This is a genomic window from Duganella alba, from assembly GCF_009674495.1.
Lineage (GTDB): Bacteria > Pseudomonadota > Gammaproteobacteria > Burkholderiales > Burkholderiaceae_D > Rugamonas > Rugamonas alba.
On sequence record NZ_WKJN01000005.1, the window covers coordinates 70,941 to 95,586 of the forward strand.

Here is a 24,646-nt window from a genome sequence, read left to right on the forward strand (position 1 = left end):
GCGGCCATTGCTTCAGGTAAAATCATTTGAATGAAAATCCTGATTAGCAATGACGACGGCTATCTGGCGCCGGGCATCAATGCGCTGGCCAACGCGCTTGCCTCCATCGCCGAGATCGTGGTGGTGGCGCCGGACAGCAACCGCTCGGGCGCGTCGAACTCCCTGTCGCTGGACCGGCCTTTGTCGGTGCAGCAGGCAAGCAATGGTTTTTATTTTGTCAACGGCACACCCAGCGATTGCGTGCACGTGGCGCTGACGGCGCTGCTCGATTACCGGCCGGACCTGGTCGTTTCGGGCATCAACAACGGTCCCAACATGGGGGACGACACGCTGTATTCCGGCACCGTGGCCGCCGCCACCGAGGGCTATCTGTTCGGTATTCCGGCCATCGCCTTCTCGCAGGGCGCCTACGGCTGGGAGCATATCGACGATGCCGCCCGTCATGCGCGCGACATTATCCAGCGTTACTATGAAACGTTGCCGCAGCCGTATCTGCTGAACGTGAATATACCCAACCGTCCTTATGATCAGCTTAATCAGATGGTCGCCACCCGCCTGGGCCGGCGCCACCAGTCCGAGCCGGTGATCAAGGCCCAGGACCCGCGCGGCCGGGATATTTACTGGATCGGCCCGCCGGGCGCCTGCAAGGACGCCGGCGAAGGCACGGATTTCCATGCCTGCGCCAACGGCCGCACGTCGATCACCCCGCTGCAGATCGACCTGACGCACACCTCCCAACTCAATGCATTGGCAAAGGCCTTGGCATGAACGAAAAAAACCGTACCTTCCCTTTGCCGCTGTCCTCGGTAGTCGACCAGGGGGCCAGGAAGGCAACGGTATTCAAGCCGGTGGCGACACCGCAAACCGCCACCCAGAACGCCGCGCGCCACGCGCCGCCGCAGTATCCGGCGCCGCGCGCGGTGGCCACGCCGTCCAAGTCGCACAGCTATGCCATGGAGCGCGCGCAGCCGGCGCCGGCCCAGGCGCCGCGCCAGAATCCGCTGGTGTCGGACGCGGTACGCCGCGCCATGGTGCAGCGTATCGCCAGGCAGGGCGTCAAGGACCCGCTGGTGCTGGGCGCGATGGAGACCGTGCCGCGCCACATGTTCATGGACGAGGGGCTGGCGCCGCAAGCCTATGTCGACGCCTCGCTGCCGATTGGTCACCACCAGACCATTTCCCAGCCCTACATCGTGGCCCGCATGATCGAGGTGATGCGCAACGGCGGCCAGTTGCAGCGCGTGCTGGAGATCGGCACCGGTTGCGGCTACCAGGCGGCGGTGTTGTCCTGCGTGGCGCAGGAGGTGTATTCGATCGAGCGCATCAAGCCGCTGCACGAGCTGGCCAAGGCCAATCTGCGGCCCCTGCGTGTGCCGAACCTGCGTCTGCACTACGGAGATGGTATGCTTGGCCTGCCGCAAGCGGCGCCGTTTGACGGTATCATTCTGGCCGCGGCCGGAATGGAGGTGCCGCAAGCCCTGCTGGAGCAGTTGGCCGTCGGCGGCCGCCTGGTCGCGCCGGTAGGCGTCCGCACCCAGCATTTGGAACTGATTACGCGCATCGGCAAGACGGAATGGACCAGTGAAACGCTGGAAGATTGCCACTTCGTGCCCTTGCGTCCGGGCGTGGTGTAGCCCGAACCACTAGATGAAAATGAGAATGACGAATAAAAGCAATTTGCTCGCACTGGGCTTTGTGCTCGTAGTATTGAGCGCCTGCCAAAGCCCTCCTAATCAAGCCCCGGTTGTAGACCGCACGATTCCGCCCGCCGTCAAACCCGCCACGCCAAGCGAGACGGCGCAGATCGCCCGCGACGAGCGCGGCCTGTACACCGTCAAAAAAGGCGACACCCTGATCCGCATCGCGCTGGAATACGGCCAGAACTACCGCGATCTGGTGGCCTGGAACAACCTGGCCAATCCGAACGACATCAAGGTCGACCAGGTGCTGCGCGTGCTGCCGCCGGACAGCGCACAGGGTGCTCCCAACAGCCCTGGCGTGGAAACCGCCGCCGTCATCATGCCGCCGTCGGACAAGACGCCGCCACCGGCGCCGGTGGTCAAGAAAACCGGCCCGAAGGGCGACAAGAAGCCGTATTCGGAAGCCAACCTGGCCGAGCTGCAACGTAGCGACAATGGCAAGGAGACGGTCGCCGCATCGTCGCCAGCACCGGCGCCGGCCGCCGCTGCCGTCGCGCGCCCCTCGGCGCCGCCGGCTGCGCCAGCCGCACCGGCGCTGGCCGCCGACGACGCCAGCGTCAGCTGGATCTGGCCGGCCGAAGGCAAGGTGGTCGCCACCTTTGACGAAGGCAAGAACAAGGGCGTCGACATCGCCGGCAAGGCAGGCCAGCAAGTCGTGGCGGCCGGCGCAGGAAAAGTGATGTATGCCGGCAGCGGCATCCGTGGTTATGGTAATCTCGTTATTGTGAAGCACAGTACTAATTTGTTGTCCGCCTATGCGCACAACCGGACCATCCTGGTGAAGGAAGGTCAGAGCGTGAACAAGGGACAAATGATTGCGGAAATGGGCGATTCCGATACCGACTCCGTCAAGCTGCACTTTGAAATCCGGCAGCAGGGCAAACCGGTGGACCCGTCGCGCTTCCTGCCTAACCGCTAGCTGAGCCATGTAAAGCCATGACCTCGACGCCGCACGATCAGATGGATGACGATTCGCTCCCGGACGATTTTCGCGACGAGGAGGCTGGCGTCGACGGCGCCGAGGAAGGCGACGCGCCGGAAACCGGCGCGGTGCTGGAAAGCGTCGACGAACTGAAAAAAGTGCTGGCCGCCGAGCTGTCCACCGACACCACCCAGCACTACCTGAACCAGATCGGCACCCGGCCGCTGCTGACCGCGCCACAGGAAGTCCACTACGCCACGCTGGCCAAGGCCGGCGACTTCAGCGCGCGCCAGACCATGATCGAGCACAACCTGCGGCTGGTGGTGTCGATCGCCAAGCACTACATCAACCGCGGCGTGGTGCTGCTCGACATGATCGAAGAGGGCAATATCGGCCTGATGCGCGCCATCGACAAGTTCGAGCCCGAGCGCGGCTTCCGTTTCTCGACCTATGCGACCTGGTGGATACGCCAGAGCATCGAGCGCGCCATCATGAACCAGGCGCGCACGGTGCGCCTGCCGGTGCACATGGTGCGCGAGCTGAACCAGATCCTGCGCGGCAAATACCATCTTGAAGCCCAGCACCACAACGGCAAGGACGCCACCGCCGAGGACATCGCCGAACTGGTCGGCCGCCCGGTGGAGGAGGTGCAGGACATCCTGGCCTTGTCCGAGCACGCCACCTCGCTCGATGCGCCGCTGGACAACGACCCGCAATCGTCGCTGATGGACATGCTGCCCGGCGACAGCGACGACAGTCCCGACGCCCGCGCCGAGCACCACGAAATGACGGTGCTGGTGCGCGACTGGCTGACCAAGCTGCCGGACAAGCAGCGCATCGTCATCATGCGCCGCTTCGGCCTCGACAACGACGACCCGGCCACGCTGGAAACCCTGGCCGAGGAAATGGGCGTGACGCGCGAGCGGGTGCGCCAGATCCAGCAGGAAGCGCTGGTCAAACTCAAGCGCGCCATGGCCGCGCGCGGCGTGGTCCGCGATTCGCTGCTGTAGTCACTTCCCATTCTGCTATCATATTGGCCCCGGCGCATCCGCCGGCGCCTATCTTTTGTCATTTCAAAATTGAACGTTATGCAAGAAAATACCATCGACATCAAATCGCTCGACATGGACGCCCGTGGCGTCGGCCACATTGAGAATGAAGACGGCTCGCCGGGCAAGGTGGTGTTTGTGGAAGGCGCGCTGCCGGGCGAGCGCGTCAGCTTCGAAACGTTCAAGAAGAAGAAAAACTGGGAAGCGGCGCGCATGACCGCGCTGCACCGCGAATCGTCGATGCGCGTGGTGCCGAAGTGCGAGCACTTCGACTACTGCGGCGGCTGCTCGATGCAGCACCTGGAAGCGACCGCGCAGGTGGCGATCAAGCAGCGTGTGCTGGAAGATAACCTGTGGCACATCGGCAAGGTCCACGCCGACAACATCATGCGGCCGATGTACGGCCCGACCTGGGGCTACCGCTACCGCGCGCGCCTGTCGGTGCGCTGGGTGGAAAAGAAGGGAACGGTGCTGGTCGGCTTCAAGGAAAAGCGCTCGGTATTCGTGGCCGACATCAAGAGCTGCCAGATCCTGCCCAAGCACGTGTCGGACATGCTGCTGCCGCTGCGCGCGCTGATCGGCTCGCTGACCCTGTTCAACCAGATCCCGCAGATCGAACTGGCGATCGGCGAAGACGTCACCGCCATGGTGCTGCGTATCATGGCGCCGATGACGGCCGACGACGAAACCAAGGTCAAGGCTTTCGCCGACCAGTACGGCGTGCAGTTCTGGCTGCAGACCAAGGGCCCGGAAACGGCCGCGCCGTTCTACCCGCTGGAACCGCAGCTGCACTACCTGCTGCCGGAATTCGGTGTGCGCATGCCGTTCAAACCGGTCGATTTCACGCAGGTCAATCACCACATCAACCGCGTGCTGGTGCACAAGGCGCTGCGCCTGCTGGACGTGCAGCCGCAAGACCGCGTGGCCGACCTGTTCTGCGGCCTGGGCAACTTCACGCTGCCGCTGGCGACGTTGGCGCGCGAAGTGGTCGGCATCGAAGGCAGCGAAACGCTGACCGAGCGTTCGCTGAGCAACGCCAAGGCCAACGGCCTGGACGGCAAGACCACCTTCTACAACCGCAACCTGTTCGAAGTGACGGCGGCGGACCTGATCGCGCTGGGCAAGTTCGACCGCATGCTGATCGACCCGCCGCGCGACGGCGCCATGGCCTTGTGCGAAGCGCTGGGCGCGCTGCGCCAGACCAATCCGGAGTTCCTGCCGAAGCGCATCGTCTACGTCTCGTGCAGCCCGTCGACGCTGGCGCGCGACGCCAGCGCGCTGGTCAACCTGGCCGGCTACAAGCTGGACAAGGCCGGCGTGGTCAATATGTTCCCGCACACCTCGCACGTCGAATCGATGGCGGTGTTCGACCTGACGTAATGTTTTTCTTCTAAGATTATTGACTTTGCAGGAGGCGTGCGCAACACTGGTCTGATTGTTAATCAGCGCCTGGAGTTGGCATGCGCCTCCTGTCCCGCATCATCACGCAGGCTGCCTTGTGCAGCCTGCCGTTGGCCGTTCTGGCCGATACTTCCGTCAGCGCTTTTTCACCGTCGGGCACCGTCAAGGGCGTGCGCCAGGTGGCGGCGCGCTTCAGCGGGCAGATGGTGCCGCTGGGCGACATGCGCCTTGGCGACCCGTTCAGCGTCGATTGTCCGGAAGAGGGCAAGGGCCGATGGATTGACGGCCAGAACTGGAGCTACGACTTCGCGCGCGACCTGCCGGCCGGCGTGGCCTGTCGCTTCACGCTCAAAACGACCTCAAGGACATCGCCGGCAAGCCGCTGAGCGGCGAACGCCATTTCGCCTTCGACACCGGCGGCCCGGCGGTGGTGGAAGCGGCGCCGCGCGAAGGCGCCAGCTCCATCGACGATCAGCAGATCTTCGTGCTGGGCCTGGACGCGCCGGCCAGCGACGCAACGGTGGCCGCGCATGCCTGGTGCCAGGCCGAAGGCATCAACGAAAAAATCGGCGTGCGCGTGCTGCAAGGCGCGGAACGCCAGCGCGTGCTCGATCTGCGCAAGTCCTTCACCGAGCGCTATCTGTCGCTGTATTTCAAGGCGCGCGGCGTGGTGTGGCGCGCCACCGCTAAGCTGAACAACCAGCGGCTCGACAAGCTGCCGATCGTGGTGCTGCAATGCCAGCGCGCGTTGCCGGCCGAGGCGCAGGTGACGCTGGTGTGGGGCGCCGGCATCGCGGCCGACAGCGGCATCGCCACCACGCAGGATCAGACCTTGAGCTACAAGACGCGTCCCGACTTCAACGCGCGCTTCAGCTGCGACCGACTGTCCGCCGACGGCGGCTGCATTCCATTCCTGCCGATGCATGTGCAGTTCTCGGCGCCGGTCAAGCGCGCCGACGCGCTGGCCGTGAAGATCTCCGCGCCGGGCGGCAAGGTGTTCAAGCCGGTGCTGAGCAAGGAAGAGGAAAACAGCGAGTACCTGCAATGGCTGAACATCAACGGCCCGTTCCCGGAACAGACGAAACTGACGCTGTCGCTGCCGGCGGGCCTGAAGGACGACGCCGGCCGCACGCTGGTCAACCAGGCCAGCTTCCCGATGGCGATCCGCACCGATGCGCAACCGCCGCTGGTCAAGTTCCCGGCGCGCTTCGGCATCATCGAGGCGAAGGGCGACAAGCTGCTGCCGGTCACGGTGCGCAATGTGGAGGCGCGGCTGGCGGCCGGCAAGGTCGATGGCGGCGCGCTGCGCGTCAACGACGGCGAGGCGTCCGCCGATCAGCAGGACCAGCAGGTCATCGCGTGGCTCAAACGCATGGGCAGCAGCTACAGCTGGCAGCCGCAGGAACTATGGGGCGATAACCTGAACAAGCAGCTGCTGGACGCCAGGGCCGGCAAGGTGGAACGCTTCGCCATGCCCAAGCCGAATGGCGGCAAGGCGTTTGAAGTGGTCGGCATCCCGCTGCGCAAGCCGGGCTTCTACGTGGTGGAACTGGCCAGTCCCCGGCTGGGCGCCGGCCTTGGCCTGCGGCGCGGCACGGCGTATGTCAGCACCGCCGCGCTGGTGACCAATATGGTGGCGCACTTCAAGCACGGCGCGGAATCGTCGGTGGTGTGGGTGACGTCGCTGGACAAGGGCAAGCCGGTGCCGCAGGCGCAGGTGGCGGTGCGCGACTACGATGGCAACGTGCTGTGGCAGGGCATTACCGATGGCGGCGGCCTGGCGCACATTCGCAAGGAGCTGCCGATGTCGCGCCGCTCCAGGGATGGCCGCTACTTCATCAGCGCGCGGCTGGGCAACGACATGACGTTCACCCTGTCGGACTGGGATCGCGGCATCGAGACCTGGCGCTTTAATCTGCCGCGCGGCGAGGGCGGCGCCGACAACGTCATCGCCACCACGGTCTTCGATCGCACGCTGCTGCGCGCCGGCGAGACGGTGCACATGAAGCACTTCCTGCGCCGTCACGTCGAACAGGGCATCGTGCAGGCGACCAAGGAGCAGGATGGAACGCTGCACATCATCCACGAAGGCAGCGGCCAGCAATACGAGCAGCCGCTGAAGTGGAACGCCAACGGTTCGGCCGAAAGTACCTGGACCATTCCGGCCGACGCCAAGCAAGGCTGGTATGAGTTGATGCTGAGCGGCCGCAGCGCCGGCCGTTTCCGCGTCGAGCAGTTCCGCGTGCCGACCATGAAGGCGTTGCTGCAAGGACCGAAGACGCCGGCGATCCAGGCTGCGGCGGTGGACCTGGATGTGCAACTGAGCTACCTGTCCGGCGGCGGCGCGGGCGACGCGCCGGTCCAGCTGCGTACCGTGGTGCAGGACAAGAGCATCAGCTTTGCCGATTATGCGGATTTCAGCTTCAGCAACGGCGACGTCAAGGTCGGCGCCGAGCGTACCTCGGGCAGCTTCGATGACGACGAAGGCATGTACGACGGCGAAGGTGAAGGCGAGGACGGCGCGGTCGCCGGCCCGGCCGCAGTCAAGACCCGCGGCCTGACGCTGGACAAGGCCGGCGGCGCCCGCATCACGCTCGATCAGCTGCCCGCCGTGCAGACGCCGCGCGAGCTGATGGCCGAGATGACCTATCAGGACGCCAACGGCGAAACGCTGTCCGCCGCCACGCGCATTCCGCTGTGGCCATCGAGCTATGTGATCGGCATCCAGCCGGATGGCTGGGTACTCAGCAAGGATGCGCTGAAGTTCACGGTTGCGGTGCTGGACCTGGAAGGCAGGTCGGTGGCCGATGCGCCGGTGGCGGTGGACTTCTTCCAGCGCCTGTCGTACTCGCACCGCCGGCGCCTGATCGGCGGCTTCTACGCCTACGAGAACAGCAGCGAAGTCAAGGCGCTGGGCGCGGCCTGCGAAGGCAAGACCGACAACAAGGGACTGCTGATCTGCCAGGTGAAGGCGCCTGCATCGGGAAATTTGATTCTGCGCGCGAAAACGCAGGATGCGCAGCAGCGCGTGGCCGTCGCCAACCGCGAAACCTGGGTGGCGGACGGCGCCGATTGGTGGTTTGCCGCCACCGACAACGACCGCATCGATCTGCTGCCGGAGAAAAAACGTTACGAGCCGGGCGAGACGGCCAGCTTCCAGGTGCGTATGCCGTTCCGCGAAGCGACCGCGCTGATCACCGTGGAGCGGGAGGGTGTGATCGACACCTATATCCGTCCGCTTATCGGCAGCGAACCGGTATTCACCATCCCGGTCAAGAAGCAGTACGCGCCGAATGTCTACGTGTCGGCGCTGGCGGTGCGCGGGCGTGTGAACAGCGTGCAGCCGACGGCGCTGGTCGATCTGGGCAAGCCGGCCTACAAGCTGGGCATCGCGCCGCTGCGTGTCGGCTGGTCGGCCAATGAGCTGAAAGTACAGGTGACGGCCGACAAGCCGGTGTACAAGGTGCGCGACAAGGCCACGGTGGCGGTCAAGGTCGCGCTGCCGGATGGCTCGGCGCCGCCGGCCGGCGCGGAAGTGGCGCTGGCTGCGGTGGATGTCGGCCTGCTGGAGCTGATGCCCAACACCAGTTGGGATCTGCTGGAAGCGATGATGGCGCAGCGCAGCCTGCAAGTGACGACGTCCACCGCGCAGATGCAGGTGGTCGGCAAGCGCCACTTCGGGCGCAAGGCGGTGCCGGCCGGCGGTGGCGGCGGCAAGGGCGCGGGACGGGAGCTGTTCGATACGCTGCTGTTCTGGAAAGCGCGCGTGACGCTGGACGCCAACGGCGAAGCCACGGTGCAGGTGCCGATCAACGATTCGCTGACGGCGTTCCGCATCGTCGCCATCGCCAGCGCGCAGGCCGATTTGTTCGGCACCGGCCGCACGGAGGTGCGCAGCTCGCAGGATCTGATCCTGCTTTCCGGCTTGCCGGCGCTGGTGCGCGAGGGCGACCGCCTGCGCGCCAGCTTCACGCTGCGCAATACCACCGACGCGGCGGTCAACGCCACGCTGACCGCCAATGCAGGCGGCAAGGCCCTGGCGCCGCAGTCGGTGGCGCTGGAACCCGGTCAGGCGCGCGAGATCGGCTGGGATGTGCAGGTGCCGCTATCGGTCAGCACGCTGGCGTGGGATGTCAGTGCGGCGGTGGAGGGCGGCGGTGCGGCATCCACCGACCGCATCAAGATCAAGCAGAAGGTGGTGCCGGCGGTGCCTGTGACGGTGATGCAGGCGACCCTGCTGCAGCTGGATCGCAAGCAGTCAATGCAGGTCAGGATGCCGGAGGACGCGCTGCCGGGTCGCGGCGGCGTGCGGGTGCAGTTCACCCCTGCGCTGGGCGGCGATCTGCCGGGCGTGCAGGACTACATGCAGAAGTATCCTTACCGCTGCTTCGAGCAGGTGACCTCGCGGTCGATTGCGCTGCATGACAGGGCGATGTGGCAGGCCGCCATCGATACCTTGCCGGCGCATCTGGATGCGGATGGCCTGGTCAAATACTTCGCGCCGATGTACGAGGGCAGCGACACGCTGACGGCGTATGTGCTGTCGGCGGCGGCGGAAGCGGGCTATGAGATTCCGGATGCGCTCAAGGGGCGCATGGAGTCCGGCCTGCTGGCTTTCGTGCAGGGCAAGGTGATGCGCTACTCGGCCTTGCCGACCACCGATCTGGCGGTGCGCAAGATCGCCGCGCTGGAAGCCTTGTCGCGTTCGCGGCCGGTGCAGGCGGCCGATCTGGAGTCGTTCACGGTGCAGCCGAATCTGTGGCCGACGTCCGCCGTCATCGACTGGTATCAGATCCTGGAGCGTTCGGGCGCGCTGCCGCAGCATGCGCAGCGCATGAAGGAAGCGGAGCAGATCCTGCGTTCGCGCCTGAACCTTCAAGGCACCATCATGACCTTCTCCACCGAACGTACCGACGACTGGTGGTGGCTGATGTCCTCTGTCGACAGCAACGCCAACCGCCTGTTGCTGGTCATGGCAGACAATCCGGCGTGGAAGGATGATATCGGCCGCCTGGCGCGCGGCGCGTTGGGGCGCCAGCAGAAGGGCCGCTGGGGCACGACCGTCGCCAATGCCTGGGGCGTACTGGCGATCGACAAGTTCTCGCGCCTGTTCGAGAAGGAAAAGGTGGATGGCACCGCCGGCGCCACGCTGGGCAACGCCAGCAAGAGCATCGCCTTTGGTGGTGATCCGGCCGGCGGCACGGTGATGCTGCCATGGCCGCGCGGCGGCGGTCAGCTGGCGCTGGAGCACGCGGGCGCCGGCAAGCCATGGGCGACGGTGCAGGCCTTGTCGGCCGTGCCGCTCAAGACGCCGCTGTCGAGCGGCTACCACGTCGCCAAGACCATCACGCCGGTGGAGCAGAAAGTGAAGGGCGTGTGGTCGCGCGGCGATGTCTACCGCGTGCATCTGGATCTGGAGGCGCAGTCGGACATGACCTGGGTGGTGGTGGACGATCCGATTCCGGCCAGCGCCACGGTGCTTGGTTCCGGCCTGGGCGGCGATTCGCAGATCATGAGCGGCGACGAGCGCGCCAGGGGCTGGGCGACGCCGGCCTTCCAGGAGCGCACCTTCGAGGGCTTCCGCGCGTTCTATCAGTTTGTACCGAAAGGGAAGTGGAGCGTCGAATACACGGTGCGCCTGAATAATCCAGGCCAGTTCAATCTGCCGCCGACGCGCATCGAGGCGATGTACAGTCCCGAGATGTTCGGCGCCTGGCCCAATGCTGCCATCACTGTCAAATGAAGCCGATTGTTTTCACCATTGCGCTGGCGCTGGCCGGCGTCGCGCACGCCGCTCCGACCTTTGACGAGGTGCGGGCGGCGTATCGCTCGTCGGATGCGGAACTGCTGGACCGTCATGGCGAGGCGATCCAGTCGCTGCGCATCGATATGAAGGTGCGGCGCTTGCCGTGGGTGGCCCTGAACGATATCTCGCCCGCGCTGCCGGCGGCGGTGCTGCAGGCGGAGGATCAGCGCTTCTACCAGCACGACGGCGTGGACTGGAATGCGGCGGCCAAGGCGGCGTGGGACAACCTGTTCCGCACGCGGCCGCGCGGCGCGTCGACCATCACCATGCAGCTGGCGGCGCTGCTCGATCCGGCCTTGCAGTCGTCGGCGCAGGGCCGTAGCTGGGGCCAGAAGTGGGATCAGGTGAAGGCCGCGCGCGAGCTGGATGCGCAATGGTCCAAGCAGCAGATCATGGAAGCCTATCTGAACATGGTGTCGTATCGCGGCGAGCTGCAAGGCGTGGGCGCGGCGGCGCGCGGCATGTTCGCCAAGGCGCCGTCCGGGTTGGACGCGAGCGAGGCGGTGATACTGGCGAGTCTCTTGCGCGGACCGGCGGCGGGGCAGAAGGTGGTGTCGCAGCGGGCCTGCGCGCTGTCGCAGGAATTGCGTTTGCCGTCGACGTGCAGCGAGATCCAGCTACGCATCATCGTGGCGATGGGCCGTCCGCAGCTGGCGGCGAACCTGCCGCCGGCGCCGCAGGTGGCGCAGCAGCTGCTCACGCGCAGCGGACAGGCAGTGCGTAGCACGCTGGATGCGGGCTTGCAGCGTTATGCGCAGAGCGTGCTGCGTCAGCAGCTGGCGGCGCTGCAAGGACGCAATGTCAACGATGGCGCGGTGGTGGTGCTGGATAACGCCACGGGCGAGATACTGGCCTACGTCGGCAATGCCGGCGGCGGCGAGGTCGATGGCGTGGCGGCGCTACGGCAGGCCGGGTCCACCTTGAAGCCGTTCTTGTATGAGCTGGCGCTGGAACGCAGGCAGCTGACGGCGGCGTCGCTGATGGACGATACGGCGATTGATATCTCCACGCCATCCGGCATGTACATCCCGCAGAACTACGACAAGAATTTCAAAGGCTATGTCAGCGTGCGAACCAGCCTTGCCAGCTCGCTCAACGTGCCGGCGGTGCGCACGCTGGTGATGTCCGGCATGGAGCGCTTTCACGAGCGTCTGCGTGCGGTGGGATTGAGCAGCCTGACGCAGCCTGCGGAATACTACGGCTATTCGCTGGCGTTGGGTTCCGCCGAGGTCTCGCTGCTGGAGTTGAGCAACGCCTATCGCACGCTGGCCAACGGCGGCATGTATGGTGCGGTGACGCTGGCGCAGGTGCAACAAGCGGCCGGTGCGCCGCGCCGCGTGCTCGACGCGCGCGCCAGTTTCATCATCAGCGACATCCTGGCCGACCGCGCGGCGCGCAGCATCACCTTCGGCCTGAAGAACGAACTGGCGACCACGTTCTGGGCCGCCGTCAAAACCGGCACCAGCAAGGACATGCGCGACAACTGGTGCGTGGGCTATTCGGACAGGTACACGGTGGGCGTCTGGGTCGGCAACTTCGACGGGCAGTCGATGTGGGACGTGTCCGGCGTCAGTGGCGCTGCGCCGGTATGGCGCGACGTGATGGACTACCTGCATCGCGGCCAGCCGAGCCGCGCACCGAAGCCGCCGGCCGGCGTCGTGCGGCAGCAGATCGCCTATGAACCGGCACTGGAGGCGGCGCGCAGCGAATGGTTCATCGCCGGCACCGAAAGCCCGGTGATCGCGCTGGCCCAGGACCAGCACCGGTCGCCGAAGATCCTGTATCCGGGCGAGGCCAGCACCATTGCCATCGATCCCGACATCCCGGACGCCATCCAGCGCGTCTTCTTCCAGGCCCGTGCCGGGCAGGGCCTGAGCTGGCAACTGGACGGCGAAGCGCTGGGCCAGGCCAGCACCAGCTACGCCTGGCGTCCCACGCCCGGCCACCACCAACTGGCCCTGATCGACGCCCACGACAAACCCATCGCCATCACCAGCTTCCAGGTCCGCGGCGCCGGCGACGCCCAGCAGCGCGAATGACGATAATTAAGGCAGGCGCAGGCGCGTGACGACCGGGAAGTGGTCGGAGGGATAGCGCGCGTCGACTGAATCGGTCAGCACCGCATAGCGCAGCACCTGCCACTGCGGGCTGAGAAATACGTAGTCGATCCGCTCCAGCGCCGGCTTGCTCACATTGAAGTCATTGAAGGTGCCGGACGGTTCGTAAGGCGGCGTCTGGCTGATCGCCCTGGCGTCGCGCAGGCCGGCGTTGACGGTGGCGAAGGCCTCGCTGTCCGGCGTGCTGTTGAAATCCCCTGTGACGATCAGCGGCAGATCACCCGCCAGTGTCCGCCCGCGCGCCAGCAGCAGGCGCGCCGACTCGCGCCGCGCGACGTCGCCTTCGTGATCGAAGTGAGCGTTCAGCACCACGAACACCCGGCCGCTTGGCTTGTCGCGCAGGCGCGCCCAGGTGGCAAGGCGCAGGCAGCAGCGCGCGTCCCAGCCCATCGATGGTTTCTCGGGCGTGGCGCTGAGCCAGAAGTCGCCATGGTCCTCAAGCGCAAAACGTTCGCGGCGGTAGAAGATGGCCGAATGCTCGCCGGCCTCCTTGCCGTCGTCGCGGCCGACGCCGACGTGGGCATAGTCGCCGTTCGCCTCCAGATCGGCCAGCTGGTTGGACAGGCCTTCCTGCGTGCCCCAGACGTCGAACTCATGGTAGCGCACCAGCGCGCGCATGGCGTCGCGCCGGGCGGTCCAGACGTTCTTGCCGTCCTTGGGATTGTCGAAGCGGAGATTGTAGGAGGCGACGTTCAGGTCGACCTGGGCGAAGGCGAAGGGGGCGAGCAGCAGAAGTGAAAGCAGGGCAAATCGGCGCATGGGAATGATCGGAGAGTTGAACCGAAATCCACTGTAGCACGCCCTTGGCGGGAATGAAAAAAGCCGGCGCGAAGGCCGGCTTTTTTAGTGCTGCGCGCTAAACACGCATCCAGCACTTAGTCGCGGTTGCCGCCGAAAATGCCCAGCAGCGACAGCAGGTTGGCGAAGATGTTGTACACGTCCAGGTACAGGCTCAACGTGGCGCGGATGTAATTGGTCTCGCCGCCGTTGATGATCTGCTGCACGTCATACAGGATGTAGGCCGAGAAGATGGCGATCGCCACCACCGACACCACGATCGCCAGCGCCGGGATGTTCAGGAAGATATTCGCCACCGAAGCCAGCAGCAGAATGATCACACCGGCGAACAGCCAGGTGCCCATGCCCGAGAAATCACGCTTGGAGACGGTCGCCACCGACGCCAGCACCGCGAACACCGCCGCCGTGCCGCCGAACGCGGTCATGATCAGGAAGCCGCCGTTCGAGAAGCCGAGGATGCGCGACAGCAGCGGCGTCAGCCACAGACCCATGAAGAAGGTGAAGCCCAGCAGCAGCGCGACGCCGACGCCGGAATCCTTGTTCTTTTCGATACCCCAGATGAAACCGAAGGCGATCGCCAGGAACGCCAGCGCCATCAGGCCGCCGTGCAGCGGCAGGTGCAGGGCCACGCCCAGCACGGCGCCGAAGACGGTCGGGACCATCGACAGGGCCAGCAGCCAGTAGGTGTTGCGCAGCACCCGGTGCTGCACCGCCTGACGGCTACCCGACAGGTCGTAGGTGTTTTGCATATTGTTCATAGTGCCTCCAGTAAAGGATGAAAGTTTACAGCTTTGATAAAAGCATAGCACGTCAGGATCGCCCAAGTCTTAAAACATGCATTAATTGCACTTAAATCGGGCTTAAACTGCTTTCATCGGCATTTCCACGCCCCAAAAACGGGCAATTAATAGCCGCATTGCAAGCTTATCTACCACCTGTTCTCGGAATATGGGGTGTTCTATGGTAAAATCAAAGGTTGATTGGATTATCAATTTCGTTTTAAACCTTTCTTTTTATTGGAGTTTTTCAAATGGCAATCGAACGCACCCTGTCGATCATCAAACCAGACGCAGTTGCAAAAAACGTGATCGGCCAAATCTACAGCCGCTTCGAGAACGCTGGTCTGAAGATCGTCGCTGCTCAAATGAAGCAGCTGTCGCGTGAAGAGGCTGAAGGTTTCTACGCTGCGCACAAAGAGCGCGGTTTCTTCAAAGATCTGGTGGACTTCATGGTTTCGGGCCCAGTCATGATCCAGGCTCTGGAAGGCGAAAACGCCGTCCTGAAAAACCGCGAACTGATGGGCGCAACCGATCCTAAGAAGGCTGACAAAGGCACCATCCGTGCTGACTTCGCCGACTCGATCGACGCCAACGCTGTTCACGGCTCCGACGCTGTGGAAGCTGCTGCAGTTGAAATCGCTTACTTCTTCGGTAAGTAATTTGATGTAATTCCGCTTCCGCGCGCCGCGCGGAAGCGGTATCTTTTTTGTACTGTTTTGAACCTTAAATGAATACGCCCGTGAACGCACCTCTGACCAACTTGCTGGACTTCGATCCCGCGCAGCTCATCGCTTATTGCGCCGAGTTGGGGGAGAAGCCGTTCCGCGCCAAACAGCTGCAGCGTTGGATCCACCAATTCGGCGCGTCGGATTTCGACAGCATGACCGATCTGGCCAAATCGCTGCGCGACAAACTGAAAACCCGCGCCCACATCGTGGCGCCGCAAATCATCAGCGACCACACGTCCACCGACGGCACCCGCAAATGGCTGGTCGACGTCGGCAACGGTAACGCGGTCGAAACCGTGTACATCCCGGAAGAGAGCCGTGGCACGCTGTGCATCTCGACCCAGGCTGGCTGCGCCGTCAACTGCCGTTTCTGCTCGACCGGCAAGCAGGGCTTCAGCCGCAACCTCAGCGTCGGCGAGATCATCGGCCAGCTGTGGATGGCGGAGTTCGAACTGCGCCGCACCAAGGGCATCGAGCCAGGCCCGAAGGGCGAACGCCAGATCACCAACGTGGTCATGATGGGCATGGGCGAGCCGCTGCTGAACTTCGACCCGACCGCCACCGCGCTCAAGATGATGCTGGACGATAACGCCTACGGCCTGTCGCGCCGCCGCGTGACCCTGTCCACCTCGGGCGTGGTGCCGATGATCGACAAGCTGTCGCAGGAAGTGCCGGTGGCGCTGGCCGTCTCGCTGCACGCCTCCAACGACGAGCTGCGCAACGGCCTGATCCCGCTGAACAAGAAATACCCGCTCAAGGAGCTGATGGCCGCCTGCAAGCGCTACCTGGAATTTGCGCCGCGCGACTTCATCACCTTTGAGTACTGCATGCTCGACGGCGTCAACGACAGCGACGAGCACGCGCGCGAACTGGTGGCGCTGGTGCAGCACCCCGAGTTCGGCGTCAACTGCAAATTCAACCTGATTCCGTTCAACCCGTTCCCGGAATCGGGTCTGCTGCGCTCGAAGAATCCGCGCATCAAGGCGTTCTCGCAAGTGCTGCTGGACGCCGGCATCGTCACCACCATCCGCAAGACGCGCGGCGACGACATCGACGCCGCCTGCGGCCAGTTGGCCGGCGAAGTGCAGGACCGCACCAAGGTCCAGCAGCGCATGGAGAAAATGGCCGAGTACCAGCAAAAATTCGGCGCCAACTTCGGCAAGATCGTGGAGATCCACTCCTGATGACCTTCCTGGCGCAGCGTAGCCGGCTCAGTCTCGTCGCGCTCTGCGTGGCAGGGGCGCTGGCCGGCTGCGCCTCGTCAGGTCCGGAAAAGGGCAACAGCGGCAAGGCCGAGCTGACCACCGCGTCGGACCAGACGGCAGCGCAGCGCAAGGTCGAGATCCGCATGCAGCTGGCGATCGGCTACTTCCAGCAGGGCCAGTACCCGGTGGCGCTGGACGAGGTCAAGCTGGCGCTGGCGGCCGATCCGAACAACGCCGACGCCTACGGCATGCGCGGCCTGATTTACCAGCAGATGGGCGAGAACGCGCTGGCCGAAGACAACTTCGTGCGCGCCCGCAAGCTGGCGCCGGCCAGCCCGGACCTGGCCAACAACTACGGTTCCTTCCTGTGCCAGGAGAACCGGGTGAAGGAAGCGTTGCCGCTGTTTGACGCGGCCCTGGGCAACCGCAGCTACCGTTCGCCGGCCAGCGCCGCGAACAACGCCGGTTCCTGCGCCCTGAAGATCAAGGATTACGCCAGCGCGGAGCGTTATCTGCTGCAAGCCTTGCAGTTGACGCCTGACCTGCCGGCCACCAACGCCAATCTGGCGCGGGTATATTTTGAAAAAGGCGATTATGTGCGCGCCAATTTCTTCATCACCCGTTTGAACAAGGTGGCAAAGATGGAGAGTCTCACGGCCGATGTGCTGTGGCTCGCGATTAAGGTGCAGCATAAGCTGGGCGATACGGATGCGGAGGCTGGCTGGGCGACGCAATTGCGCCGCCACCACTCCGGCTCGGCCGAATATGCTGCTTATCAACGTGGGGCGTTTGATGAGTGAAACAGGGGTACCAATGAATTCTGAGTGGGCAGAACCGCCGCAAGAGCAGGGCAGCACCAGTACCGGCAAGGCGACGCCAGGCGCCTTGCTGGCGGCCCAACGCGAGGCCATGGGCTGGACGGTCGAACAGATTGCGGAACAACTGAAGCTGGCCGTGCGCCAGGTGAAGGCATTGGAAGCCGGCGATTACGCCGCGCTGCCCAACATGGCGGTCACGCGCGGCTTTGTGCGCGCCTACGCCAAGGTATTGAAGATGGACGCGGCGCCACTGGTGGCGATGATCGACGCGGTCGCGCCGCCTGCCCCCGAGGTGGTGGTGCCGCGCAAGGATTTGTCGGCCTCGTTCTCGGAATCGCGCTTCCCGTCGATGACCAGCCGTTCGTCGGCGCCGGCCGGTTGGCTGGTGGGCCTGGCGGTGGTTGTGGTGGTCGGCGCCGCCGGCACCTATGCCTACCAGAGCGGCATGATCCCGGCCTCGCTGTTCCAGCGCAAGGACGCCGCGCCGGAAGAGGTCAAGCCGGCCGACGTTACGCCGCCGATCGAGACCACGCTGGTCAAGCCGGATCAGGAAACGACCGTGCAGTCGCCGAACGTGCCGCTGGTGTCGGTGCCGCCGCAAGGCGAGCAGACCGCAGCCGCGCCGGTCACTGAAACGCCGGCCGCCGCGGTTGTCACGCCGCCGGCCGTCGCGCCAACGCCTGCACCGACGCCAGCGCCTGCGCCGGTGGCCGCCGCACCGGTTGCCGCGCCAACGCCGGCTCCAGCCGCAGCGCCTGCCGCCGCCGGCGCAGGTCACCAGCTGGTGCTGAAGATGAACGAGGATTCGTGGGTGGAGATCCGCCGTCCAGGCACCACGTCGTTGATTTCGCGCGTGGTGAAGGCCGGCAGCACCGAGACCTTCGACATCAAGGACCCAGCGCTGCTGATCGTCGGCAAGCCGGGCGGCGTGGAAGCCACGCTGGGCGGCGCGCCGCTGGCGTTGCCGACCATCCCGGGCGGCACGATTTCGCGCGTGAACATCAAATAAGATCAAGTAAGAACGAGTTAACAGCCATGACGCAAACTGCTATTCCATCGGGACCGACCGACCGCCGCGCCAGCCGCCGGGTGTTGATCTCGCACGGCGAACGCAAGATCTGGGTGGGCGGCGACGCCCCGGTGGTGGTGCAGTCGATGACCAACACCGACACCGCCAACGCGATCGAAACCGCGATCCAGATCCGCGACCTGGCGCGCGCCGGTTCGGAACTGGTGCGCCTGACCGTGGACCGTCCGGAAGCCGCCGAAGCGGTGCCGTACATCCGCGAGCAGCTGGACAAGATGGAAGTCGACGTGCCGCTGGTCGGCGACTTCCACTACAACGGCCACACGCTGCTGAACGATTATCCGGAGTGCGCCAAGGCGCTGTCGAAGTACCGCATCAATCCGGGCAACGTCGGCAAGGGCGCCAAGCGCGACACGCAGTTCGCGCAGATGATCGAAGTGGCGGCGCGCTACGACAAGCCGGTGCGCATCGGCGTCAACTGGGGCAGCCTGGATCAGGCGCTGCTGGCGCGCATCATGGACGAAAACGCCGGCCGTGCGAATCCGTGGACCGCGCAGCAGGTGATGTACGAAGCGCTGATCACCTCGGCCATCGAGAACGCCGTGCGCGCCGAGGAACTGGGCCTGGGCCGCGACAAGATCATCCTGTCGTGCAAAGTCTCGGGCGTGCAGGATCTGATCGCCGTGTACCGCGAACTGGGCAAGCGCTGCGACTATCCGCTGCACCTGGGCCTGACCGAAGCGGGCATGGGCAGCAAGGGCATCGTCGCTTCGACCGCCGCGCTGTCGGTGCTGCTGCAAGAGGGCATCGGCGACACCATCCGCATTTCGCTGACGCCGGAGCCGGGCGGCGACCGCACCAAGGAAGTGGTGGTGGGGCAGGAGATCCTGCAGACCATGGGCCTGCGCAAGTTCACGCCGATGGTGATCGCGTGCCCGGGCTGCGGCCGCACCACGTCGACCACCTTCCAGGAGCTGGCCGACAACATCCAGACCTTCCTGCGCGATCAGATGCCGGAATGGAAAAAGACCTATCCGGGTGTGGAGGCGATGAACGTGGCCGTGATGGGCTGCATCGTCAACGGTCCGGGCGAATCGAAGCACGCCAACATCGGCATCAGCCTGCCGGGCACCGGCGAATCGCCGGCCGCGCCGGTGTTTGTCGACGGCGCCAAATTCGCCACCCTGCGCGGTGAACGCATCGTGGAAGAATTCCAGGAAATCGTACTGAATTACGTCAAGAAGAACTACAGCAAAGAACATGTCCAAAACTGAAAAAATCACCGCCGTCAAAGGCATGAACGACATCCTGCCGGCGGACTCGCATCTGTGGCAGCTGTTCGAGAACACCGCGCAGTCGGTGGTGCAGAGCTACGGCTTCCAGCAGATCCGCACGCCGATCCTGGAAGACACCGCGCTGTTCGCGCGCGCCATCGGCGCCGTCACCGACATCGTCGAGAAGGAGATGTACTCCTTCGAAGACTCGATGAACGGCGACAAGCTGACGCTGCGTCCTGAAGGCACGGCCGGCGCGGTGCGCGCGGTGATCGAACACAATCTGGTCTACGAAGGCCCGAAGCGCCTGTGGTACACCGGCCCGATGTTCCGCCACGAGCGTCCGCAGCGCGGCCGCTACCGCCAGTTCTACCAGTTCGGCTGCGAAGCGGTCGGCTTCAGCGGCCCGGACGTGGACGCGGAAATGATCATCATGTGCCGCCGCTTGTGGGATGACCTGGGCATCGTCGACGACGTGCGCCTGGAACTGAACTCGATCGGCGACGCCGAAGAGCGCGCGCGCCACCGCGTCGACCTGATCGCCTACCTGGAAAAGCACGAGGACATCCTCGACGCCGAAGCCAAGCGCCGCCTGCACAGCAATCCGCTGCGCATCCTCGACACCAAGAATCCTGCGATGCAGGAGATGGTCAACGGCGCGCCGAAGCTGCTGGACTACCTGGGCGAGGAATCGCTGGCGCACTTCAACGGCGTGCGCAAGATCCTCGACCACAACAACATCCCGTACACCATCAACACCCGCCTGGTGCGCGGCCTGGATTACTACAACCGCACCGTGTTCGAGTGGGTCACCGATTCGCTCGGTTCGCAAGGCACCGTGTGCGCGGGCGGCCGTTACGATCCGCTGATCGCCTCGTTCGGCGGCAAGCCGACGCCGGCCGTCGGTTTCGCCATGGGCATCGAGCGTCTGCTGGAGCTGCTGAAGGCGGCCGGCGAACCGGAGGCGCCTAACCAGTGCGACGTCTACCTGGTGCATCAGGGCGAAGCGGCGCAGCTGCAAGCCTTCGTGCTGGGCGAGCGCCTGCGCGATGCGGGCCTGGACGTGGTCATGCACGGCTCCGCCGCGGCCGGCGCCGGCAGCTTCAAGTCGCAGATGAAGAAGGCCGACGGCAGCGGCGCCGCCTACGCCGTCATCATCGGCGAAGATGAAGTCACCAACCACACCGCCGCCGTCAAGTCGATGCGCGCGGCCGAAGGCGAGGCGCAGCAAACCACGGTGCCGTTCGACGATGTGGTGAACTTCGTGGTCGACCAGATCACCGACAGCGGCGACCACCATCATCACGTGCACGACGAGCACTGCAACCACTAAGCATCCCATTTAACTACAACGGCAGACGAATACCATGGCATACGATCTTGAAGAACAAGAACAAATCGCGTCCCTCAAAGCTTGGTGGGACAAATACGGCAACGCCACGACCTGGGTGCTGATCGCGGCGCTGGCGTCGTACTCCGGCTGGACCTACTGGAAGTACCACCAGCGTAACGAAGCGACGCAGGCGTCGGCGCTGTACGAAGAGCTGCAGTCGGCGGTGGAAGCCAAGGACAACGCCAAGGTGCTGCGCGCCGCCGGCGACATGGAAGCGAAATTCGGCGGCACCGCCTACGCGCCGATGGCCGCGCTGGTCGCCGCCAAGAGCGCGTTCGAAGCCAACGACCTGAAATCGGCCAAGGCCCAGCTGCAATGGGCGGCCGACCATGGCGCCGAGGAGTTCAAGGCGGTCGCCAAGATCCGCCTGGCCGGCGTGCTGCTCGACGAGAAAGCCTATCCTGAAGCGCTCAAGGCGCTGGAAGGCGACGTGCCTGCACAATTCGCCGGCGCTGTCGCCGACCGCAAGGGCGACATCCTGGCCGCGCAGAACAAGCTGGCCGAAGCCCGCACCGCCTACCAGGCAGCGCTGGCCGCGACCGACAAGAAGAATCCTGGCCGTCAACTGATCCAGATGAAACTGGAAGCGATCGGCGGCACCGTGCCGGCCGACAAAGGCGCTGCGTAACTCATCCGCACCACGTAACGATCAAGGTTTATAAATTATGCGTATTACCGAAAAAGTAGTTGCAGCAAGCGTGTTTGCGATGTTGGCCGGTTGTTCCTTGTTCGGATCCAAAGATACCAAGAACCAGCCGGCGCCGCTGGTGGAGCTGAAAAATCCATCGCTGACGCCGAAGGTGGTGTGGAAGTACTCGGCCGGCAAGGCCGGCAACGCCGTGTTCACGCCGGCCACCGCTGGCGACAGCGTCTACGTGGCCGATGCCGGCGGCGCGCTGGTGCGCCTGAACGCCGCCACCGGCAAGGAAATCTGGCGCGCCAAGACCGGCATCGACCTGACGGCCGGCGTCGGCACCGACGGCGAAGTGGTGGTGGTCGGCGGCGTCAAGGGCCAGGTGCTGGCCTACGACATCAACGGCAAGCAGCTGTGGAAGGCGCAAGCCACCAGCGAAGTGCTGTCGTCGCCGGAAGCGGGCGGCGGCGTGGTCATCGTGCGCAGTGTCGACAATATGATCACCGCCTACGACGCCAAGACCGGCGACAAGAAATGGAACGTGGCCCGCACCACGCCGGCCCTGACGCTGCGCAACGCGCCGGGCATGGTGATCAACGGCCCGAACGCCTACATCGCCCAGCCGGGCGGCAAGCTGCTGGCGCTGGCCCTGGCCGGTGGCCTGAACCGCTTTGAAGTGGTGGTCGGCGAACCGCGCGGCGCCACCGAACTGGAACGCGTGACCGACATCGCCGGCACGCCGGTGATCTTCGAAAAAGATGTGTGCGCGGTGTCGTACCAGGGCCGCGTGGCGTGCTTTGACGCCACCACCGGCGCACCGCACTGGAGCAAGGCCACCTCGTCCGACAAGGGCGTGGCCGTGGACCAGCGTTTTGTATTCGTCTCGGACGAGAATGGCGCGGTGGCCGCCTATAGCCGTGAAAACGGCGCCAACGCCTGGAAGAACGACAAACTGTCGTACCGTGTGCTGTCCACTCCCGTGTCCTATGGACGCGCGGTGGCGGTGGGCGACTACCAGGGCTATATCCACTTCCTGTCACGGGAAGATGGCGCATTTATTGGTCGTGTGGCGACCGACGGCAGCCCTATCCAGGCTGACCCGATCATCGCTGGCACGAATTTGATTTTCCAAACCCAATCAGGGACAGTGACCGCTCTCGCGGTCGAGTAATAAAATGAAGCCGGTAATCGCACTAGTGGGTCGACCCAATGTAGGGAAATCGACCTTGTTCAATCGTCTGACCCGCTCGCGCGATGCGCTGGTGGCGGACTTGCCTGGGTTGACGCGCGATCGTCACTATGGCGAGGGCCGTGTCGGCGAACGTCCCTTCCTCGTTATCGACACCGGCGGCTTTGAGCCGGTGGCCAAGGAAGGCATCCTCCACCAGATGGCCAAGCAGACCAAGCAGGCCGTGGCCGAAGCTGACGTTGTCATCTTCCTGGTCGACGGCCGTCAGGGCCTGACGCCGCACGACAAGACCATCACCGACTTCCTGCGTAAAAGCGGCCGTCCGGTGCTGCTGGTTGTAAATAAGGCGGAGGGCATGCGCTACAACGCGGTGGTGGCGGACTTCTATGAACTGGGACTGGGCGAACCGGCGGTCATCTCGTCGGCGCACGGCGACGGCGTGCACGACCTGGTCGAGCTGGCGCTGGACACCGCGTTCGAAAAGCGTCCGGAAGATCCGGAAGAGCTGGAGCCGGCCGACCGCGGCATCAAGATCGCCCTGGTGGGCCGTCCGAACGTCGGCAAGTCGACCCTGATCAACACCCTGGTGGGCGAAGAGCGCGTGATCGCCTTCGACATGCCGGGCACCACCCGCGACTCGATCGAGATTCCGTTCGAGCGCGACGGCAAGCAGTACACGCTGATCGACACCGCCGGCATCCGCCGCCGCGGCAAGGTGTTCGAAGCCATCGAGAAGTTCTCGGTGGTGAAGACGCTGCAATCGATCTCGGAAGCCAACGTCGTGGTGCTGATGCTCGACGCCCAGCAGGACATCTCCGAGCAGGACGCGCACATCGCCGGCTTCGTGCTGGAGACCGGCCGCGCGCTGGTCATCGCCGTCAACAAGTGGGACGGCCTGCGCACCGACGAGCGCGACGAAATCAAGATCGACATCGATCGCAAGCTCGACTTCCTGTCCTTCGCCAAGATGCACTTCATCTCGGCGCTGAAGGCGCAGGGCATCGGCCCGCTGATGAAATCGCTGGACCAGGCCTACGCGGCCGCCTTCGCCGACCTCTCGACGCCGAAGCTGACGCGCGCGCTGATCGAAGCGGTGGAAAAGCAGGAGCCGCGCCGCAAGGGCTCGATCCGTCCGAAGCTGCGCTATGCGCACCAGGGCGGCATGAACCCGCCGGTGATCGTCATCCACGGCAACGCCCTGGACGCGGTCGCCGAGCCGTACAAGCGCTATCTGGAAAAGCATTTCCGCGAGACGTTCAACCTGGTCGGCACGCCCTTGCGGATCGAGCTGCGCACCGGTAAGAATCCGTTCGCAAAAACTTCCGGAAAATAACGTGTTTTTTTGCAGGAACAGCCTGCAAAAAAAACCAAAACAAGGTACAGTGGCTTAGAAGCACCACTTTTGACGTGGCGAGCGGTGTTTCAGCGAAAATTATTTGACTTTTGTAAGAGTTTTCGCTGGGCCACGACCTTGAATTCAAGCGTTTCGCCTCCACTTCCAACACAACAACATAAAATGGAGCTGTTATGAGCAACAAAGGGCAACTGTTACAAGACCCATTCCTCAATGCCTTGCGCAAGGAACACGTTCCTGTATCGATCTATCTGGTCAACGGCATCAAGCTGCAGGGCCACATCGAATCGTTCGACCAATACGTCGTATTGCTGCGTAACACCGTGACCCAGATGGTGTACAAACACGCCATCTCCACCGTGGTGCCGGCACGCGCCGTCAACCTCAATATTGAAAACGAAGCGGAATAAGCATTTGCAGCATCGCTTCTTCCCACATAGCCTGACCGTCGT

Annotated in this window: 20 protein-coding genes; 18 read left to right on the forward strand and 2 right to left on the reverse strand. The window is 64.4% G+C overall.

What is annotated here, in order from left to right; translation table 11 throughout:
• Positions 1–30 precede the first annotated feature (30 nt).
• From surE to pbpC, 8 genes are all read left to right on the forward strand, one after another.
• Complete coding sequence (gene surE / locus GJ695_RS06450; protein WP_154363074.1) at positions 31–768, forward strand: 5'/3'-nucleotidase SurE; 738 nt, start codon at positions 31–33, stop codon at positions 766–768.
• Positions 765–1,634, forward strand: coding sequence for a protein-L-isoaspartate(D-aspartate) O-methyltransferase (locus tag GJ695_RS06455; protein WP_154363076.1), 870 nt, complete (start codon positions 765–767; stop codon positions 1,632–1,634). Before surE ends, GJ695_RS06455 begins: the two co-directional genes overlap by 4 nt.
• A gap of 25 nt (positions 1,635–1,659) precedes the next feature.
• Entirely contained in the window at positions 1,660–2,619 is a 960-nt protein-coding gene (locus GJ695_RS06460) for a peptidoglycan DD-metalloendopeptidase family protein (protein WP_154363078.1), read from the forward strand.
• A gap of 17 nt (positions 2,620–2,636) precedes the next feature.
• Positions 2,637–3,632, forward strand: coding sequence for an RNA polymerase sigma factor RpoS (gene rpoS / locus GJ695_RS06465; protein ID WP_154363081.1), 996 nt, complete (start codon positions 2,637–2,639; stop codon positions 3,630–3,632).
• Between the two features lie 78 nt (positions 3,633–3,710).
• On the forward strand, positions 3,711–5,051 hold the full coding sequence (gene rlmD, locus GJ695_RS06470; RefSeq protein WP_154363083.1) for a 23S rRNA (uracil(1939)-C(5))-methyltransferase RlmD: 1,341 nt from the start codon (positions 3,711–3,713) through the stop codon (positions 5,049–5,051).
• An 80-nt stretch (positions 5,052–5,131) separates the two neighbouring features.
• Positions 5,132–5,458: a hypothetical protein gene (locus tag GJ695_RS30000; protein ID WP_229260344.1), complete on the forward strand. Its 327-nt coding sequence runs from the start codon at positions 5,132–5,134 to the stop codon at positions 5,456–5,458.
• Between the two features lie 44 nt (positions 5,459–5,502).
• On the forward strand, positions 5,503–10,815 hold the full coding sequence (locus tag GJ695_RS06475; protein ID WP_371866502.1) for an alpha-2-macroglobulin family protein: 5,313 nt from the start codon (positions 5,503–5,505) through the stop codon (positions 10,813–10,815).
• A complete protein-coding gene (pbpC, locus tag GJ695_RS06480) occupies positions 10,812–12,917 on the forward strand; it encodes a penicillin-binding protein 1C (protein ID WP_154363085.1) in 2,106 nt (701 codons plus the stop codon). Before GJ695_RS06475 ends, pbpC begins: the two co-directional genes overlap by 4 nt.
• A gap of 6 nt (positions 12,918–12,923) precedes the next feature.
• Here pbpC and GJ695_RS06485 read toward each other — a convergent pair whose 3' ends face one another.
• Both GJ695_RS06485 and GJ695_RS06490 read right to left on the reverse strand, forming a co-directional pair.
• Positions 12,924–13,754: an endonuclease/exonuclease/phosphatase family protein gene (locus GJ695_RS06485; RefSeq protein ID WP_154363087.1), complete on the reverse strand. Its 831-nt coding sequence runs from the start codon at positions 13,752–13,754 to the stop codon at positions 12,924–12,926.
• Between the two features lie 116 nt (positions 13,755–13,870).
• Positions 13,871–14,551, reverse strand: a complete 681-nt coding sequence (locus tag GJ695_RS06490; RefSeq protein WP_154363089.1) for a Bax inhibitor-1/YccA family protein — start codon at positions 14,549–14,551, stop codon at positions 13,871–13,873.
• Between the two features lie 272 nt (positions 14,552–14,823).
• Between GJ695_RS06490 and ndk the strand changes: the two genes are divergently transcribed.
• The 10 genes from ndk (at position 14,824) to hfq (ending at position 24,604) form a co-directional block, all read left to right on the forward strand.
• The gene (gene ndk, locus GJ695_RS06495) at positions 14,824–15,231 is read left to right on the forward strand and encodes a nucleoside-diphosphate kinase (protein ID WP_154359051.1); all 408 of its coding nucleotides are present in this window, start codon (positions 14,824–14,826) and stop codon (positions 15,229–15,231) included.
• 80 nt (positions 15,232–15,311) lie between these two features.
• The gene (gene rlmN, locus GJ695_RS06500; RefSeq protein ID WP_503826179.1) at positions 15,312–16,484 is read left to right on the forward strand and encodes a dual-specificity RNA methyltransferase RlmN; all 1,173 of its coding nucleotides are present in this window, start codon (positions 15,312–15,314) and stop codon (positions 16,482–16,484) included.
• A complete protein-coding gene (pilW, locus tag GJ695_RS06505; protein WP_154363093.1) occupies positions 16,484–17,305 on the forward strand; it encodes a type IV pilus biogenesis/stability protein PilW in 822 nt (273 codons plus the stop codon). Before rlmN ends, pilW begins: the two co-directional genes overlap by 1 nt.
• Positions 17,306–17,318: 13 nt before the next feature.
• Positions 17,319–18,332, forward strand: a complete 1,014-nt coding sequence (locus tag GJ695_RS06510) for a RodZ domain-containing protein (protein ID WP_154363095.1) — start codon at positions 17,319–17,321, stop codon at positions 18,330–18,332.
• A gap of 26 nt (positions 18,333–18,358) precedes the next feature.
• Complete coding sequence (gene ispG, locus GJ695_RS06515) at positions 18,359–19,624, forward strand: flavodoxin-dependent (E)-4-hydroxy-3-methylbut-2-enyl-diphosphate synthase (protein ID WP_154363097.1); 1,266 nt, start codon at positions 18,359–18,361, stop codon at positions 19,622–19,624.
• Entirely contained in the window at positions 19,611–20,957 is a 1,347-nt protein-coding gene (hisS, locus tag GJ695_RS06520) for a histidine--tRNA ligase (RefSeq protein WP_154363100.1), read from the forward strand. Before ispG ends, hisS begins: the two co-directional genes overlap by 14 nt.
• A gap of 34 nt (positions 20,958–20,991) precedes the next feature.
• Positions 20,992–21,645 carry a YfgM family protein gene (locus tag GJ695_RS06525; protein WP_154363102.1) on the forward strand — a complete coding sequence of 218 codons (654 nt, stop codon included), beginning with the start codon at positions 20,992–20,994 and terminating at the stop codon, positions 21,643–21,645.
• Between the two features lie 37 nt (positions 21,646–21,682).
• A complete protein-coding gene (bamB, locus tag GJ695_RS06530) occupies positions 21,683–22,822 on the forward strand; it encodes an outer membrane protein assembly factor BamB (RefSeq protein WP_154363104.1) in 1,140 nt (379 codons plus the stop codon).
• A gap of 4 nt (positions 22,823–22,826) precedes the next feature.
• On the forward strand, positions 22,827–24,173 hold the full coding sequence (der, locus tag GJ695_RS06535; RefSeq protein ID WP_154359043.1) for a ribosome biogenesis GTPase Der: 1,347 nt from the start codon (positions 22,827–22,829) through the stop codon (positions 24,171–24,173).
• Between the two features lie 194 nt (positions 24,174–24,367).
• Positions 24,368–24,604: an RNA chaperone Hfq gene (gene hfq, locus GJ695_RS06540; protein ID WP_072780809.1), complete on the forward strand. Its 237-nt coding sequence runs from the start codon at positions 24,368–24,370 to the stop codon at positions 24,602–24,604.
• Positions 24,605–24,646: the final 42 nt, after the last annotated feature.